15 protein-coding genes are annotated in these 14,878 nt (G+C 59.5%); 12 read left to right on the top strand and 3 right to left on the bottom strand.

The features are described 5' to 3' along the window. The first annotated feature begins 63 nt into the window (after window positions 1-63). Window positions 64-738, top strand: a complete 675-nt coding sequence (locus CKW23_RS07730) for a glutathione S-transferase family protein (protein ID WP_025257966.1) — start codon at window positions 64-66, stop codon at window positions 736-738. 52 nt (window positions 739-790) lie between these two features. Here CKW23_RS07730 and argH read toward each other — a convergent pair whose 3' ends face one another. Then, window positions 791-2,185 carry an argininosuccinate lyase gene (gene argH, locus CKW23_RS07725; protein WP_025257967.1) on the bottom strand — a complete coding sequence of 465 codons (1,395 nt, stop codon included), beginning with the start codon at window positions 2,183-2,185 and terminating at the stop codon, window positions 791-793. Window positions 2,186-2,332: 147 nt separating this feature from the next. On the opposite strand from argH, the gene CKW23_RS07720 reads away from it, so the two are divergent. The 8 genes from CKW23_RS07720 (at window position 2,333) to rsd (ending at window position 9,891) form a co-directional block, all read left to right on the top strand. Next, window positions 2,333-3,400, top strand: a complete 1,068-nt coding sequence (locus CKW23_RS07720) for a sensor histidine kinase (protein ID WP_095067338.1) — start codon at window positions 2,333-2,335, stop codon at window positions 3,398-3,400. After that, window positions 3,397-4,143 (top strand): LytTR family DNA-binding domain-containing protein, encoded by a 747-nt coding sequence (locus tag CKW23_RS07715; RefSeq protein WP_025257969.1) that lies wholly within the window; start codon window positions 3,397-3,399, stop codon window positions 4,141-4,143. Before CKW23_RS07720 ends, CKW23_RS07715 begins: the two co-directional genes overlap by 4 nt. Window positions 4,144-4,371: 228 nt before the next feature. Further along, window positions 4,372-5,313 carry a hydroxymethylbilane synthase gene (hemC, locus tag CKW23_RS07710; RefSeq protein ID WP_025257970.1) on the top strand — a complete coding sequence of 314 codons (942 nt, stop codon included), beginning with the start codon at window positions 4,372-4,374 and terminating at the stop codon, window positions 5,311-5,313. Continuing rightward, window positions 5,310-6,089, top strand: coding sequence for a uroporphyrinogen-III synthase (locus CKW23_RS07705; RefSeq protein ID WP_025257971.1), 780 nt, complete (start codon window positions 5,310-5,312; stop codon window positions 6,087-6,089). The genes hemC and CKW23_RS07705 overlap by 4 nt, the downstream gene beginning before the upstream one ends. Before the next feature lie 50 nt (window positions 6,090-6,139). After that, entirely contained in the window at window positions 6,140-7,258 is a 1,119-nt protein-coding gene (locus CKW23_RS07700; RefSeq protein WP_025257972.1) for a uroporphyrinogen-III C-methyltransferase, read from the top strand. After that, entirely contained in the window at window positions 7,255-8,499 is a 1,245-nt protein-coding gene (locus CKW23_RS07695) for a heme biosynthesis protein HemY (RefSeq protein WP_095067337.1), read from the top strand. Before CKW23_RS07700 ends, CKW23_RS07695 begins: the two co-directional genes overlap by 4 nt. 217 nt (window positions 8,500-8,716) lie before the next feature. Next, the gene (locus tag CKW23_RS07690) at window positions 8,717-9,244 is read left to right on the top strand and encodes a disulfide bond formation protein B (protein WP_095067336.1); all 528 of its coding nucleotides are present in this window, start codon (window positions 8,717-8,719) and stop codon (window positions 9,242-9,244) included. 173 nt (window positions 9,245-9,417) lie between these two features. Continuing rightward, a complete protein-coding gene (gene rsd, locus CKW23_RS07680; RefSeq protein ID WP_095067335.1) occupies window positions 9,418-9,891 on the top strand; it encodes a sigma D regulator in 474 nt (157 codons plus the stop codon). Between the two features lie 59 nt (window positions 9,892-9,950). On the opposite strand, the gene CKW23_RS07675 is transcribed toward rsd, so the two are convergent. Beyond that, window positions 9,951-10,625, bottom strand: coding sequence for an FKBP-type peptidyl-prolyl cis-trans isomerase (locus CKW23_RS07675; RefSeq protein ID WP_095067334.1), 675 nt, complete (start codon window positions 10,623-10,625; stop codon window positions 9,951-9,953). 216 nt (window positions 10,626-10,841) lie between these two features. Between CKW23_RS07675 and CKW23_RS07670 the strand changes: the two genes are divergently transcribed. Beyond that, window positions 10,842-11,843, top strand: a complete 1,002-nt coding sequence (locus CKW23_RS07670; RefSeq protein ID WP_095067333.1) for an AlgP family protein — start codon at window positions 10,842-10,844, stop codon at window positions 11,841-11,843. On the opposite strand, the gene CKW23_RS07665 is transcribed toward CKW23_RS07670, so the two are convergent. Further along, window positions 11,840-12,304, bottom strand: a complete 465-nt coding sequence (locus CKW23_RS07665; protein WP_095067332.1) for a TIGR02444 family protein — start codon at window positions 12,302-12,304, stop codon at window positions 11,840-11,842. The two genes, CKW23_RS07670 and CKW23_RS07665, sit on opposite strands and share 4 nt — an antisense overlap. Before the next feature lie 46 nt (window positions 12,305-12,350). Here CKW23_RS07665 and CKW23_RS07660 point away from each other — a divergent pair, with 46 nt between their 5' ends. Together CKW23_RS07660 and CKW23_RS07655 are read left to right on the top strand one after the other, a co-directional pair. Continuing rightward, window positions 12,351-14,261 carry an ATP-binding cassette domain-containing protein gene (locus tag CKW23_RS07660; protein WP_095067389.1) on the top strand — a complete coding sequence of 637 codons (1,911 nt, stop codon included), beginning with the start codon at window positions 12,351-12,353 and terminating at the stop codon, window positions 14,259-14,261. Window positions 14,262-14,277: 16 nt separating this feature from the next. After that, entirely contained in the window at window positions 14,278-14,871 is a 594-nt protein-coding gene (locus tag CKW23_RS07655; protein WP_025257980.1) for a mechanosensitive ion channel family protein, read from the top strand. Window positions 14,872-14,878: the final 7 nt, after the last annotated feature.

Genomic DNA, 14,878 nt, shown 5'->3' with positions numbered 1-14,878 from the left:
GACATTTATGGAAAAGTATATAAAAGTACCGCCACCGAAAACTTGAAGGTCATGGAGGCCGACGTGCTGAAGCTTTATGGTTTTGCCGCAAGCAATTATTTCAATATGGTCAAGCTGGCGCTGCTGGAGAAGCAGTTACCCTTTGAAATGGTTGCGCTGCATGGATGCCAGAATCCTGAGGTTCTGGCGATCAGTGCGCGAGGCAAGGTGCCGATACTGGAAACCGACCAGGGTTTCATCAGTGAGACGGATGTCATCCTGCGTTACATCGAGGAAACCCAGCCCGGTCGGGCACTGCTTCCCGAGGACCCATTCTCCCGCGCCCAGGTCTGGACCATCGCCAAGGAAATCGAACTGTATATCGAGTTGCCAGCGCGGCTGTGTTACGTCGAAGCGATCTTCGGTGGGCGGCCCACTCCTGAGGACCTCAAGGCCAAGGCTCGCCGGGACTTGCTCAAGGGGTTTCAGGCCTTGGCCCAGCGTGCCCGTTTTGCACCCTATGTGGCGGGCGAGAACTTCACTCTGGCGGATCTGTATTTTCTTTACAGCGTCGACCATGCCCAGCAAGTCGCTGAGAAACTGTTCGGTCTTGATCTGTTGCGGGACATGCCGGGTGCGCGGGCTCTGCTTGAGCATCTGGCACTCAATCCGAATGTGCAGCAGGTAGCGGCCGACAGGGAAGCTGAATGGCCATCATTCCTGGCGCGTGTCCAGGCGGTGGCGCGCAAGGCAGGGTAGATAAGGTTCTGCTCCGTCGCGGCCAGGTGGGCTGGCCGCGACGGCGACAGTTTTAGCGGTTTTCCAGCAGCGCCTTGCCACGAACCACGGCTGCCCGGACTTGCTCCGGAGCTGTGCCGCCAATGTGGTTACGGGCATTGACCGAGCCTTCCAGGGTCAGCACGGCAAATACGTCCTGCTCGATCTGATCGCTGAATTTACGCAGCTCTTCCAGACTCATTTCCGCCAGATCCTTGCCGGTTTCCACGCCGTACTTCACGGCATGACCGACGATTTCGTGGCAGTCACGGAATGGCAGGCCGCGGCGCACCAGATAGTCCGCCAGGTCGGTGGCGGTGGAGAAACCGCGCAGCGCCGCTTCACGCATGATGGCGTGCTTCGGTTTGATGGCCGGGATCATGTCGGCAAAGGCGCGCAACGAGTCACGCAAGGTGTCGGCTGCGTCGAACAGCGGCTCCTTGTCTTCCTGGTTGTCCTTGTTGTAGGCCAGCGGCTGGCCTTTCATCAAGGTCAGCAAACCCATCAGCGCACCAAACACGCGACCGCTCTTGCCACGAACCAGCTCCGGTACGTCAGGGTTCTTCTTCTGCGGCATGATCGAACTGCCTGTGCAGAAGCGGTCCGGAAGGTCGATGAACTGGAACTGGGCGCTGGTCCAGAGCACCAGCTCTTCGGAGAAGCGCGACAGGTGCATCATGGCAACCGAAGCGGCAGAGCAGAACTCGATGGCGAAGTCGCGATCCGAGACGCCGTCCAGGGAGTTGCCGCCTACGGCGTCGAAACCCAGCAGCTTGCAGGTCAGTTCGCGGTCGATCGGGTACGTGGTGCCTGCCAGTGCGGCGCTGCCCAGTGGCATGCGGTTCAGGCGCTTGCGGCAGTCGACCAGACGCTCGTAGTCGCGGCTGAGCATTTCGAACCAGGCCAGCATGTGGTGACCGAACGTCACGGGCTGGGCGGTCTGCAAGTGAGTGAAGCCCGGCATGATGGTTTCGGCTTCACGCTCGGCCTGCTCCAGCAGCCCTTTCTGCAGGCGCGTGATTTCGCTGAGGATCAGGTCGATTTCGTCACGCAGCCACAGGCGGATATCGGTAGCGACCTGATCGTTGCGGCTACGGCCGGTGTGCAGCTTCTTGCCGGTGATGCCGATGCGGTCGGTCAGACGCGCTTCGATGTTCATGTGCACGTCTTCCAGGTCGACGCGCCACTCGAAACTGCCCGCTTCGATCTCGCTCTGGATGGTTTTCAGGCCATCAATGATGGTGTCGCGCTCGGCTTCGGTCAGGACGCCGACCTGAGCCAGCATCGTAGCGTGGGCGATAGAACCCATGATGTCGTGACGATACAGGCGTTGGTCGAAGGTGACGGAGGCCGTGAAGCGCGCGACGAAGGCGTCGACGGGCTCACTGAAACGGCCGCCCCAGGACTGGTTGGTCTTGTCGGTGCTCATGGATTCGCTCGTTGCTCTGCTGAAAGTGGCGTGCCCGCTTCGTGGCACAAGGGCGTCAGCGATGATAACAGGTTGTTGCTTTTTTATTCTCGGATGGCTTGCCGCTGACGATGCCAGGGACGAGACTGGGCCTATGCGAGAGGACCTATGAAACCCGATTCCAGAACGACTCCCGGCAAGGATTTTTTCCTGCCTGAACTATGCTTGCCGCAGACGCTGCTGGTGCTCATTGTGCTGGCCGAACTGCTGGTGCTGGTCATGGTGCTGCTCGAACCCATGAGTCAGGGGTTCGATTGGGTGTGCCTGGCGCTGATGTCGATGTTCGTGCAGTGGATTGTCCTGCTGTCGGCGGCCCTGCTGTGCGGGCTGCGCCCCTGGCTGGCACGTCTTTCCCCGGGGCTTGCAGGTATTCTCAGCTGCATGCTGGTAGTGGGTCTAACCTTGTTGTGTACGGCGGTGACGGATGTCTGCCAACTGACCGGCAGGATTTCGCCGGGCAGTATGGTCGAGCGCTATATCCGCTATTCGTTGATCGCGTTGATCATGTCCGCGCTGATGTTGCGCTACTTTTATCTCCAGAGTCAGTGGCGAAAGCAGCAGCAGGGGGAATTGCAGGCCAGGATCGAATCGCTTCAGGCCAGGATTCGTCCGCATTTTCTGTTCAACACGCTCAACAGCATTGCCAGTCTGGTGGCCAGCAATCCGGTCAAGGCCGAGCAGGCCGTACTGGATCTGTCGGACCTGTTTCGCGCCAGCCTGGCCAAGCCCGGAAGCCTGGTGACCTGGCACGAAGAACTGGCGTTGGCGAAACGATATTTATCGATTGAGCAATATCGTCTCGGCGAGCGTCTACAGTTGGACTGGAGGGTGAGCGCAATTCCTGATGATTTGCCCATTCCCCAGCTGACCTTGCAGCCATTGCTGGAAAACGCCTTGATCTATGGCATTGCTCCGCGCATCGAAGGGGGCATAGTTACAGTCGAGGCAGACTATGAAGGGGGAGAGTTCATATTGTGTGTCAGCAATCCCTATGAAGAAGTTGCCACACGGCAGACTTCCAACGGTACTCAACAGGCCCTGTTGAATATAGGTGCACGTATTACGGCACTTTTTGGCCCGCACGCCAGTCTGAGCGTGGAGCGCCGTGATGGTCGTCACTACACCTGTCTACGCTATCCTTGTGCGAGACTCACGCAGGAAGCCAGAGCAATATGAATGTCCTGATCGTTGATGACGAACCCCTGGCCCGCGAGCGATTGAGCCGATTGGTCGGCGAAATCGAGGGTTACAGGGTACTTGAACCCAGCGCTACCAATGGCGAAGAAGCTTTGGCGCTGATTGAAAACCTCAAGCCAGATGTCGTGCTGCTCGATATCCGCATGCCGGGTCTCGACGGTCTTCAGGTCGCGGCGAAACTGTGCGAGCGTGAAACTCCGCCCGCTGTCGTCTTTTGTACTGCGCACGACGAATTTGCACTGGACGCCTTTCAGGTCAGTGCCGTCGGTTATCTGGTCAAACCTGTGCGCCCCGAGAATCTTGTCGAGGCGTTGAGAAAAGCCGAGCGCCCCAATCGCGTGCAGTTGGCCGCGATGACCCGTCCGGCTGCCGAAACGGGTAGCGGTCCGCGCAGCCATATCAGTGCGCGAACCCGTAAAGGCATTGAGCTGATCCCGCTGGATCAGGTGATCTTTTTCATTGCCGACCACAAATACGTCACCCTGCGCCATGAAGGCGGCGAAGTGCTGCTGGATGAACCGCTCAAGGCGCTGGAAGACGAGTTTGGTGACCGATTCGTGCGTATCCATCGCAATGCGCTGGTGGCACGGGAACGGATCGAGCGTTTGCAGCGCACGCCGCTGGGGCATTTCCAGTTGTTCCTCAAGGGGCTCAATGGCGATGCCTTGATCGTCAGCCGTAGGCATGTCGCCGGGGTGCGCAAGATGATGCAACAGCTTTAAGGTACGAAGAAGTGGCTGCCCTCGCCGCAAGTCCAGCAGGATGTCGAGCCGGTTTCTGTCCACAGAGCGTTGCCGTTGTGGAGGCCCATGGTTCGGGCGGGGGAAGTCTTAGCCACTGTCATTTCGTTGATCCGGGTCATGAAGCCGATTTTACTTTTTGAGTCAGCGCTGAAGTCGTTCCGGTTGTGCTGTTATTATCCGTCGCACTTATCAAGCACGGATTGATCCATGTCTTCTCGCGAAATCCGCATTGCCACCCGTAAAAGTGCGCTTGCCCTCTGGCAGGCCGAATATGTCAAAGCCAGGCTTGAACAGGCTCATCCTGGCCTGATCGTGACGCTGGTGCCCATGGTCAGCCGTGGCGACAAACTGCTCGACTCGCCGCTGTCGAAAATCGGCGGCAAGGGCTTGTTCGTCAAGGAGCTGGAAACGGCGCTTCTGGAAAACGAAGCCGATATCGCCGTGCATTCCATGAAAGACGTGCCGATGGATTTCCCCGAAGGCCTTGGGCTGTTCTGCATCTGTGAGCGCGAAGACCCGCGTGATGCATTCGTTTCCAACAACTTCAGCAGTCTGGAGCAGCTTCCTGCTGGCAGCATCGTGGGCACTTCCAGCCTGCGACGTCAGGCTCAACTGCTGACACGTCGTCCAGACCTGGAAATCCGGTTTCTGCGCGGCAACGTCAACACCCGTCTGGCCAAACTGGATGCCGGTGAGTACGACGCAATCATTCTTGCTGCCGCCGGCCTGATCCGTCTGGGCTTTGAAGATCGCATCACTTCGGCCATTAGCGTCGAGGACAGCCTGCCTGCCGGAGGCCAGGGCGCCGTAGGGATCGAGTGCCGTAGCGTCGATGCCGAAATTCACGCACTGCTTGCGCCGCTGCATCATGGCGACACGGCCGTGCGCGTGATTGCCGAGCGGGCGCTGAATAAACACCTCAACGGTGGCTGCCAGGTGCCGATTGCCTGCTACGCCGTTCTGGAAGACGATCAGGTGTGGCTGCGCGGGCTGGTGGGTGATCCGGCTGGCGGTCTGTTGCTGCATGCCGAGGCCCGCGCACCGCAGACATCGGCTCAGGCGCTGGGTGTGCAGGTCGCCGAAGACTTGCTGGCCCAGGGCGCAGGCCAGATTCTCAAGGCTGTCTATGGCGAGGCTCGGGACGAATGAGTACCTGGCGTCTGTTGCTGACCCGTCCCGCCGAAGAGTCGGCAGCGCTGGCCAGGGTGCTGGCCGATAACGGCGTGTTCAGCAGCAGTCTGCCTTTGCTTGAAATCGAGCCGTTGCCCATCCCCCCCGAGGACCGCTCGAAAATTTTCGATCTGCCTCTCTACAGCACGGTCATTGTGGTCAGCAAGCCAGCGGCTCGTCTTGGGCTGGAACTGGTGGATGAAATCTGGCCGCAACCCTTTGTCCAGCCCTGGTTCAGCGTAGGCGCGGCGACCGGACAGATTCTGCTCGACTACGGCCTGATCGGTGTTAAATGGCCCGAGCAGGGTGATGACAGCGAAGCCTTGCTTGAACTGCCTGAATTGCAGGACGCTATCTCCATACCGGGCAGCCGGGTGCTGATCATGCGTGGGGATGAAGGACGCGAGCTGTTGGCAGAGCGTCTGCGCGAGCAAGGTGTTAGTGTCGACTACTTGCCGCTGTACCGCCGTTTTCTGCCTCAGTATCCGCTCTCGACCCTTTCACAGCGCGTCGAATCGGAACGCTTGAACGGGCTGGTGGTCAGCAGTGGGCAGGGTTTTGAACATCTGCTTCAGTTGGCAGGTGATGCCTGGCCGAAACTGGCCGGGTTGCCTTTATTCGTACCGAGCCCCAGGGTTGCCGAAATGGCACGTGCCGCCGGGGCTCAAACCGTGGTTGATTGTCGTGGCGCGAACGCTGCGGCGTTGCTGGCCGCGTTGCGGGATCAGCCTCAGCCTGTCGTCAAGGCGTACTGAGCGACGAGTTGTCGTTCATGTAACTACGCCCAAATGCAAAGGATGGATACGTGAGCGAAACAGCCTTGCCTAAAGATGAAGAATCGGTGCTGAAAACATCGACATCCACACCTGATCCAGTGCGCCCGGTGCGTACCGGTAACCGCAGCAATGGTTTGGTGATCCTGGCCTTGTTGCTTGCCGTTGCAGGCGTTGCCGTCGCCGGTTGGGGAGTATGGCAACTGCGCATGCTGCAGGAAGGTCATTTGCAGCAGCGAGGGCAGGTCGAAGGCATCGCCCAGCAGACTCGGGTCCTGACCGAGAATGATCAGGAGCTGAGTGCCCGTCTTGCTCAATTTCCTCCGGTCGACCAACTGGAAGACAGCCGTCGTCTGGTTGCCCAGTTGCAGGGCGATCAGCAGCGTCTGAGCCAGCGTCTGGAAACCGTACTCGGCGCAAGCCGCAAGGACTGGCGTCTGGCCGAGGCCGAGCATCTGCTGCGTCTGGCCAGCCTGCGCCTGTCGGCCTTGCAGGATATCAACAGCGCCCAGGCGCTGGTTCAGGGCGCCGATGAAATTCTGCGCGAACAGGATGACCCAGGCTCGTTTGCCGCTCGCGAGCAACTGGCCAAAAGCCTGGCAGCGCTACGCAGTATCGAGCAGCCGGACCGTACCGGCTTGTTCCTGCAACTGGCTGCCCTGCGTGACCAGTCCGTTCAGCTCAACAGGCTGGCGCCCGAGTACGAAGATAAAGGCGAGCCGCTCCTGGGTGTGACTCCTGACAAGAATGATGACAGTTACTGGTCCCGCTGGTGGAGCCACATTTCCCATTACTTCCGCATCGACTTCAACGCCGACAAGGACATTCGACCGGTCCTGGCCGGCCAGAGTCTTGCTCAGGTCCGTCTGGCCCTGAGCCTGGCAATCGAGCAGGCGCAATGGGCCGCGCTCAATGGCGAGCCGAAGGTCTATACCCAGTCGCTGCTGGAAGCCAAGAGCGTCCTGATGGGCAACTTCAATCAGGATGAACCGCAGAGCAAGGTGATCGGTGAGCGTCTGGATACCCTGATCAAACAACCTGTTTCGGTAGTGACGCCGGATCTGGCTCAGAGCTTGAGTGCAGTCCAGGCCTACCTTGAACGTCGTCATGCATCCGGTCAGCCTGCCGAGGCTCGGGGGATCAGCCCATGAAGCGCGTCTACCTGCTGCTGTTCATTGCCGTTGCTGTTGCAGCGCTGATTGGTATCGCCATTGCCGAGCACTCCGGCTACGTATTGATCGCCTATCAGAACTTCCGCTATGAATCGAGCCTGTGGGCAACCCTTGGCCTGTTCGTGGCGATTCTGTTGCTGATCTTCCTTGCCCGGCTTCTGATCACCTTGCTCACGACATCCGGTGGTGTGGTCAATCCATGGTCGCGTCGCAATCGCCGCCGTCGGGTGCAACTGGCAATCGAGCAGGGGCAGATGGATCTTGCCGAAGGTCGCTGGTCCAGCGCACAGCGTCATCTGCATCGCGCCGCCGAAGCCGATCCCCAGCCGTTGCTGTATTACCTTGGCGCTGCACGTGCTGCCAACGAGCAGGGCCGCTACGACGAGTGTGACAGCCTGCTGGAGCGTGCTCTGGAGCGTCAGCCCCAGGCGGAGCTGGCGATTGCCCTGAGTCACGCGCAACTGCAACAGGACCGTGGTGACACCGATGGTGCGCTGACCACCTTGCAGGCCATGCATGAGCGCCATCCGCACAACCCGCAGGTGCTGCGCCAGTTGCAACGTCTTTATCAGCAGCGAGGCGACTGGTCCGAGCTGATCCGGCTGCTGCCCGAACTGCGCAAGGACAAGGTGCTGCCGCCCAGGGAACTGGCAGAGCTGGAGCGCCGTGCCTGGGGCGAGAATCTCACCCTGGCGGCCTATCGCGAAGAAGGTGACGGCGCCCTGACCGGGCTGCCTTCGCTGGAAAAAGCCTGGAAAGACCTCACCTCTGCCCAGCGGCAGGAGCCGCAACTGGTACTGGCGTATGCCGAGCAGTTGCGTCGTCTGGGGGCCGAAGCCCAGGCCGAAGAGGTGCTGCGAACAGCGCTCAAGAAGGACTACAACAGCCATCTGGCCAGGCTTTACGGTCTGGTGCGCGGCAGCGATGAGTCGAAGCAGTTGCAGGTTGCCGAGGCCTGGCTCAAGCATCATCCCGATGATCCGAGCCTGCTGCTGAGCCTGGGCCGCATCTGTCTGCAGGCCCGCCTGTGGGGCAAGGCTCGTGATTACCTGGAAAGCAGCCTGCGTTTGCAGCGCAACCCGGAAACCTGTGCCGAACTGGCTCGCCTGCTGGCCCGCTTGGGAGAGACCGATCGCAGCAATCAGCTGTTCCAGGAAGGTCTCGGGATGCTCGATGAGCGCTTTCTGGCTCGTCCGCTTCCTGCGTTGAGCAGTACCTGAGTCTGACGTCGTGAAAGCCCTTTTTCAGGGCTTTCACGCCTTAAACTCCTCGCCAGTTCAGGGATTGGATTGTTCCTACGTTCATTGGTAAAAAATCTCCCCGATCTGGTGTTTTCTTTCACCTGCAAACAGCGAAGCATCCGTACTTCGTCGCCTTGAAAGCGTTGTGTGCTTTCCTCTACCGTAACTGTCTCGTCTCATTCGTTACGGATTTGCCATGTATCTGGCCCGCACGCGTACCTTGTTCTTCCTGGCATTCATCGCAAGTGCACTGATCATTGGCGCTACCCTTTATCTGCAGCATGCGTTTGGCCTGGTTCCCTGCATCCTTTGTCTCATACAGCGAGCGTTCGTCATCGGATGTGGCCTGGTCTGTCTGATTGCGGCCATTCACGCGCCCCAGGAAGCCGGCTGGCGTCGTTATTGTGTGGTCTTGCTGGCACTGGCGCTGCCGGGTGCCCTGGTGGCGGGTTTTCATATATGGCTGCAGACCGCGTCGGTCGAAGAGTTGATGCCTGTCGTGACTCAATACCAGCATTTGCTCAATGCATTTTCTCTCGAGAACGTTAGTGAGCCTTCGCACAGCGGTACTTACCTGTGCGCCGAAATCAATTGGTCACTGTTCGATATCACTCTTCCCGAGTGGAGCCTGCTGGCTTTTGTGATCCTGTGCCTGCTGGCGTTGTACCCACTTTTCAGTGGGTTACATCGCTGGATGTCCGTCGATACTGACGCAGGGTATTAAACGCTTGTATGAACTTTCTCTCCTGCGTACCTTGATGGCCTTGTCGTGCGGGCATAATCTGAGCCGCACGCGTCATTGGGAGTATGCTGTCCTGACGCTTTTACAGGCTCGGTTCTTGCGATATTGTAAGGCCAGCAAAGGACCGCATGCCCCTTAAGGGAAGAGAGAACATCATGCTGGAAAGTTGTCGCAATGCTCAGGAACGCTGGGGTGGCGTCAATCTGTTGATTGATCGCTGGCTCCAGGACCGTCATGAATTGATTCGAGCCTATGACGTTCTCGGCGACACGCCCGAGCAACTGGCCGCGGATCGTGGTGCGCTGCTGAAGTTTTGTGAAATCCTGGTCGACTACGTTTCGGCTGGCCATTTCGAAATCTACGAGCAGCTCAACAGCGAAGCTCAGGCGTTCAACGATGAGCGCGGGCTTGAACTGGCCGATACGATTTATCCGCGTCTGGAAGGTATCACCAAGCTTGCTCTGGCTTTCAACGACCGCTGCGAAAAGGGCGATTGCTCCAACGGCGCAGGGTTTGCCAATGAGTTCAAGACGCTGGGTGGGCTGTTGCATGAGCGCTTCGAGCTGGAAGATTGCCTGATCGAAGTCCTGCACAACTCCCACAAGGAAGAGGCCGCTTCTCAGGCCTGATTCATTCCTGTCGTGTTGCCAAGGGTGCGTTCGCACCCTTTCGCATTTCAGGGCGTCGGTTACTGCGAGACAGCGACCAGCTCGATTTCAAAAACCAGCGGCGTGAACGGATCGATCAGATCGCCTGCGCCTTCTGCGCCATAGGCTTGGGCGGAAGGAATCACCAGACGCCACTTCGCGCCTACCGGCATGCCTTGCAGGGCCGTGGTCCAGCCACTGATCACGCTGTCGAGTCGAAACCACTGCGGTTGAGTGCTCTGATCGAAGATCGTGCCGTCGGGCAGGCGTCCGACATAGCGCACTTCGACACGGCCATTGGCTTCAGGCTTGGGACCGGTGCCCGGAGTCAGTTCCGTCATCAGAATACCGTCGGCCAGCGTCTTCACGCCGGGCTTGGCTTTCTCGCTGTCCATGAAACGACGCTCTGCTGTCAGCGCTGCCTCGCTCTGGGCATCTGTGCCCGAGGCTTCGGCTTGCGCGAGGGCTGCATCATGCTCCCTGAGAATCTGGTCGATGCGTTCTTGCTTGAGCGCCAGCGGCTTGCCTTGATAAGCCTGCTTCAAGCCTTCTACCAATGCCTTGAGGTCCAGGTCCGGGACCTCTTGATGCAGGCGCTCACCCAGGCTTGCACCCAGACTGTACGCGAGATCGTGAGAGTCCTGCGCCGGTGCGGTTTCACCGGCATGCGCCAGAGGAATCAAGAGGAACAACGACGTTAACAGGTAGCGCGACATGAATGCTCTCCGGCCCGGGAAGTCAGCGATTATGCCAGTGCGAGGGCTTGCGGTGATGACTCCTGGCAAGAGAATTTTGTATTGCCCCTGTAGCAGTTGCATCAATGATTTGTGCTCGTATGCAACAGGGTGCGTCCGACGCTGTCAAGATGCCCTAGCGGCACTGCGGACAGAGGTCTAGTATGGGCCGCAATTTCGTCAGCCAGGAGGTAAGTCATGTCGGCCAAAAAGAAGCCAGTAAACACTCCATTGCACCTGCTCCAACAATTGTCGGGCAGCTTGCTCGAACATCTGGAAGACGCCTGCTCCCAAGCCTTGTCCGATGCCGAGAAACTGCTCGCCAAGCTTGAAAAACAACGTGGTAAAGCGCAGGAAAAACTGCACAAGTCCCGCACCAAATTGCAGGATGCTGCGGCTGCCGGCAAGGCAAAGGCCCAGACCAAGGCCAAGAATGCCGTTGCAGAACTTGAAGACTTGCTCGACGCACTCAAGGATCGCCAGACCGAAACCCGCACTTACATCCTGCAGCTCAAGCGCGATGCTCAAGAGAGCCTGAAGCTTGCCCAGGGCGTTGGTCGCGTCAAAGAGGCCGTCGGCAAGATTCTGGACACTCGCGCAGCCAAGCCTGCTGCACCTGCCAAGGCTCCTGCTGCAAAAACCGCTGCTGCAAAAACCGTGAGCAAGACACCTGCTGCCAAGGCGCCAGCCAAAGCCGCGGCCAAGCCAGCTGCGAAACCGGCTGCCAGGGCTGCATCTGCTGCCAAGCCGGCCGCCAAGCCAACAGCCGCGAAAACTCCGGCTGCCGCCAAGCCAGTGGCTGCCAAACCTGCTGCGGCCAAGGCACCTGCTGCCAAGGCTCCGGTAAAAGCTGCAGCTAAAACCGCTGCTGCCAAACCAGCCGCCGCCAAAGCGACTGCCAAACCTGCAGCGAAACCCGCAGCCAAGCCAACAGCAACCAAAGCACCGGCAGCGGCCAAACCTGCTACCAGCAGCGCTGCCAAACCAGCGGCCAAAGCACCTGCCAAAACTGCCGCCAAGCCAGCAGCCAAGCCCGCCGCAAAACCGGCAGCCAAACCTGCTGCCAAGCCAGCGGTAAAACCGGCTGCCGCCAAACCGGCCACGCCAGCAACGGCTGCTACTCCAGCCGCTGCACCAGCCGCACCGGCTGCAACTGCTCCATCGACAGCCAATAGCGTCACGCCTAACACAGCGTCCTAAGGCTGATCCGCCGCGACGCGCAGCCTCTGCAGCGCGTCGCGGTCCTTGTCGGCGGCCTCTGCGGTCAGTCCGTTCAGCCAGTTCTGCAAGTCCTCAGTTTCATCAACTGACCAGTCCTGCGTCAGTGTCTGCAATCGTGCGAGCAACTGCTGCTCGGCTTCCAGTTCCAGCGCTTTCACCCGTTCACGCAACGATCCCAATGCCGGGTCGAGTCGTGCCGCGTCACGCCATTGCGTGCGCAATTCCCTGAGAGGGCGCACGACGTCGTCGTGCCATGGCATCGCCAACTGTCCGATTTCCTGTAATCGCCGGGTATCACATTTCACGCCGCGTTTGCCCAGCCAGACACCCAGAAGCACCATGCACACATTGGCCCCGTTGGTTTGCAGACGCAGGCAGGCCTCTTCGACGCCGGGTCTGGCATAGAAATCGAGGGTGAAACTCCAAAGGTCAGAAGGCATAGTGAGCTACCTGTTTGAGACGAAGCTGGTAGACTCCGCCGCCATTATGATTCGACTTCAAAGCCTTACCTTACAGCGTGGTCCGCAACGTCTGCTAGAAGACGCCGAGCTGACCCTGCACGCCGGCCAGAAAGCCGGTCTGATCGGTGCCAATGGCGCCGGTAAATCCAGCCTCTTCGCCTTGCTGCGCGGTGAACTGACGCCTGACTCCGGCGACTGCCTGCTGCCTGCCGATTGGCGTATCGCCCACATGCGCCAGGAGGTCGATACCCTTGAGCGTCTGGGCGTTGACTACGTTCTGGACGGCGACCTTCGCCTGCGCGAGGTTCAGCGTCAGCTCGCTGAAGCTGAAGCAGCCCAGGACGGTGCCGCCCAGGCGAGGCTGCATGCCGAACTCGACAGTGCCGATGGTTATACCGCTGATGCCCGCGCCCGCAAACTGCTGGCGGGCCTGGGGTTCACCAACGAGCAGATGGAACGTCAGGTCGGCAGTTTCTCCGGTGGCTGGCGGATGCGCCTGAACCTGGCTCAGGCCCTGATGTGTCCTTCGGACCTGTTGCTGCTCGATGAGCCGACCAACCACTTGGACCTGGACGCCATTCTGTGGCTGGAAGACTGGCTCAAAAGCTATCCCGGCACCTTGCTGCTGATTTCCCACGACCGTGACTTCCTGGATGCGGTGGTCGATCACATCGCTCATGTCGAGCAGCGCAAGATCACCCTCTATCGCGGTGGCTACAGCGCCTTCGAGCGCGCCCGTGCCGAACGTCTGGCCCAGCAGCAACAGGCCTACGAGAAGCAGCAGGCGCAACGTGCGCACATGGAAAAATACATTGCGCGCTTCAAGGCCCAGGCCACCAAGGCCCGTCAGGCACAGAGCCGGATCAAGGCCCTTGAGCGCATGGAAGAGCTGTCCGCTGCCCATGTAGATTCGCCATTCAACTTCGTTTTCCGTGAGTCCGACAAAATCTCCAGCCCGTTGCTGGATCTGTCCGAAGCACGTCTGGGCTATGGCGAAAAGACCATCCTGGAGAAGGTCAAACTGCAACTGACGCCGGGTGCGCGCATCGGTCTGCTGGGGCCTAACGGCGCGGGTAAATCGACCCTGATCAAAAACCTCGCGGGCGAACTTGAGCCTTTGGGCGGCCGTCTGGTACGGGGTGAAAACCTCACGGTTGGCTATTTTGCCCAGCATCAGCTCGACTCCCTGGATGCCAAGGCCAACCCCTTGCTGCATCTGCAGCGTCTTGCGCCTACCGAGCGTGAGCAGACACTGCGCGATTTCCTGGGTGGTTTCGACTTCCGTGGTGCTCGTCTGGATGAGCCGGTGGTGAATTTCTCTGGCGGTGAAAAGGCGCGTCTGGCACTGGCCCTGATTGCCTGGGAAAAACCCAACCTGTTGCTGCTCGACGAACCGACCAACCACCTGGACCTGGAAATGCGCCTGGCGCTGACCATGGCCCTGCAGGAATTCAGTGGCGCGGTACTGGTGGTTTCCCACGATCGGCATTTGCTCAAGAGCACCACCGATGATTTCCTGCTGGTCGCCGATGGCCGGGTTCAGGAATTCGATGGTGATCTGGACGACTACACGCGCTGGCTGGCTGATTACCGTTTGCGCAATGCGCCGGTCAGCAACACACCGGTCAACGCCGACAAGACCGACAAGAAAGCCCAGCGTCAGCAGGCGGCAGCCTTGCGTCAGCAACTGGCTCCGCACAAGCGCGAAGCCGACAAGCTGGAGCGTGAGCTGGGAACCCTGCATGAAAAACTGGCCAAGGTAGAAGAGGCCCTGGCCGACAGTACTAACTACGAGGCTGCCAACAAGGACAAGCTGCGCGATCTGCTGGCGGAACAGGCCAGGTTGAAGGCGCGGGAGTCCGAGCTGGAAGAGGCCTGGATGGAGGCGTTGGAGCTGCTGGAATCAATGCAGGCCGAACTGGAAGCATTGTCGTAATTGAAGTGAGGGGCTGATGGACTTTTTCGGGTTGACGCTGACGGCCTACTGGATCGAACCGCTCTGGCTGGGCGTGCAGATCCTGTTGATTCTGCTGGCGGGTTACGTATTGCAGCGGGTAATCGGCCGTTTTCTGACGGGCCTGGGCGAGCGTTATCCGCTGCCGCCGGAACTGCTGGTGCCGGTGCGTGGCGGTTTGCGCTGGTTGATCATGGGCAGTGCGTTTGTCGTTGTCCTGGGCCGGCTCGGCGTTTCTGCCACGGTACTGTGGACTGCGTTGTCGGGCTTTGTCGCGGTAGCCGCCGTTGCGTTCTTCGCGATGTGGAGTGTGCTGTCCAACCTGCTCTGCGCCATCCTGATCTTCACCATCGGCCCTTTCCGCATCGGCGATGTGGTTGAGCTGGTCGAAACACTCGACAAGCCCGGCGTCAAAGGCCGGGTCGTCGCCATCAACCTGATGTTCACCACCCTGATCGAAATGCCCGAGGCGGGTGGTGCGCTGGTGCAAGTGCCCAACAGTCAGTTCTTCCAGAAAGCGGTTCGCCGCTGGCGGGGCAGCGATATCGTCCCGCAGGTGATGATTGAGAAACCGATGGGCGAGCAGAAATAATTAGTCA

The organism is Pseudomonas sp. Irchel 3A18 (assembly GCF_900187465.1).
Taxonomy (GTDB): domain Bacteria; phylum Pseudomonadota; class Gammaproteobacteria; order Pseudomonadales; family Pseudomonadaceae; genus Aquipseudomonas; species Aquipseudomonas cichorii.
Note: the sequence above shows the minus strand (reverse complement) of the source record. Positions and strands in the feature narration are given on the sequence as shown.

Coding starts and splice junctions, on each gene's coding strand:
- argH (WP_025257967.1), bottom strand. CDS start 2,185: ATGAGCACCGACAAGACCAACCAGTCCTGGGGCGGCCGTTTCAGTGAG.
- CKW23_RS07720 (WP_095067338.1), top strand. CDS start 2,333: ATGAAACCCGATTCCAGAACGACTCCCGGCAAGGATTTTTTCCTGCCT.
- CKW23_RS07715 (WP_025257969.1), top strand. CDS start 3,397: ATGAATGTCCTGATCGTTGATGACGAACCCCTGGCCCGCGAGCGATTG.
- hemC (WP_025257970.1), top strand. CDS start 4,372: ATGTCTTCTCGCGAAATCCGCATTGCCACCCGTAAAAGTGCGCTTGCC.
- CKW23_RS07705 (WP_025257971.1), top strand. CDS start 5,310: ATGAGTACCTGGCGTCTGTTGCTGACCCGTCCCGCCGAAGAGTCGGCA.
- CKW23_RS07695 (WP_095067337.1), top strand. CDS start 7,255: ATGAAGCGCGTCTACCTGCTGCTGTTCATTGCCGTTGCTGTTGCAGCG.
- CKW23_RS07690 (WP_095067336.1), top strand. CDS start 8,717: ATGTATCTGGCCCGCACGCGTACCTTGTTCTTCCTGGCATTCATCGCA.
- rsd (WP_095067335.1), top strand. CDS start 9,418: ATGCTGGAAAGTTGTCGCAATGCTCAGGAACGCTGGGGTGGCGTCAAT.
- CKW23_RS07675 (WP_095067334.1), bottom strand. CDS start 10,625: ATGTCGCGCTACCTGTTAACGTCGTTGTTCCTCTTGATTCCTCTGGCG.
- CKW23_RS07670 (WP_095067333.1), top strand. CDS start 10,842: ATGTCGGCCAAAAAGAAGCCAGTAAACACTCCATTGCACCTGCTCCAA.
- CKW23_RS07665 (WP_095067332.1), bottom strand. CDS start 12,304: ATGCCTTCTGACCTTTGGAGTTTCACCCTCGATTTCTATGCCAGACCC.
- CKW23_RS07660 (WP_095067389.1), top strand. CDS start 12,351: ATGATTCGACTTCAAAGCCTTACCTTACAGCGTGGTCCGCAACGTCTG.
- CKW23_RS07655 (WP_025257980.1), top strand. CDS start 14,278: ATGGACTTTTTCGGGTTGACGCTGACGGCCTACTGGATCGAACCGCTC.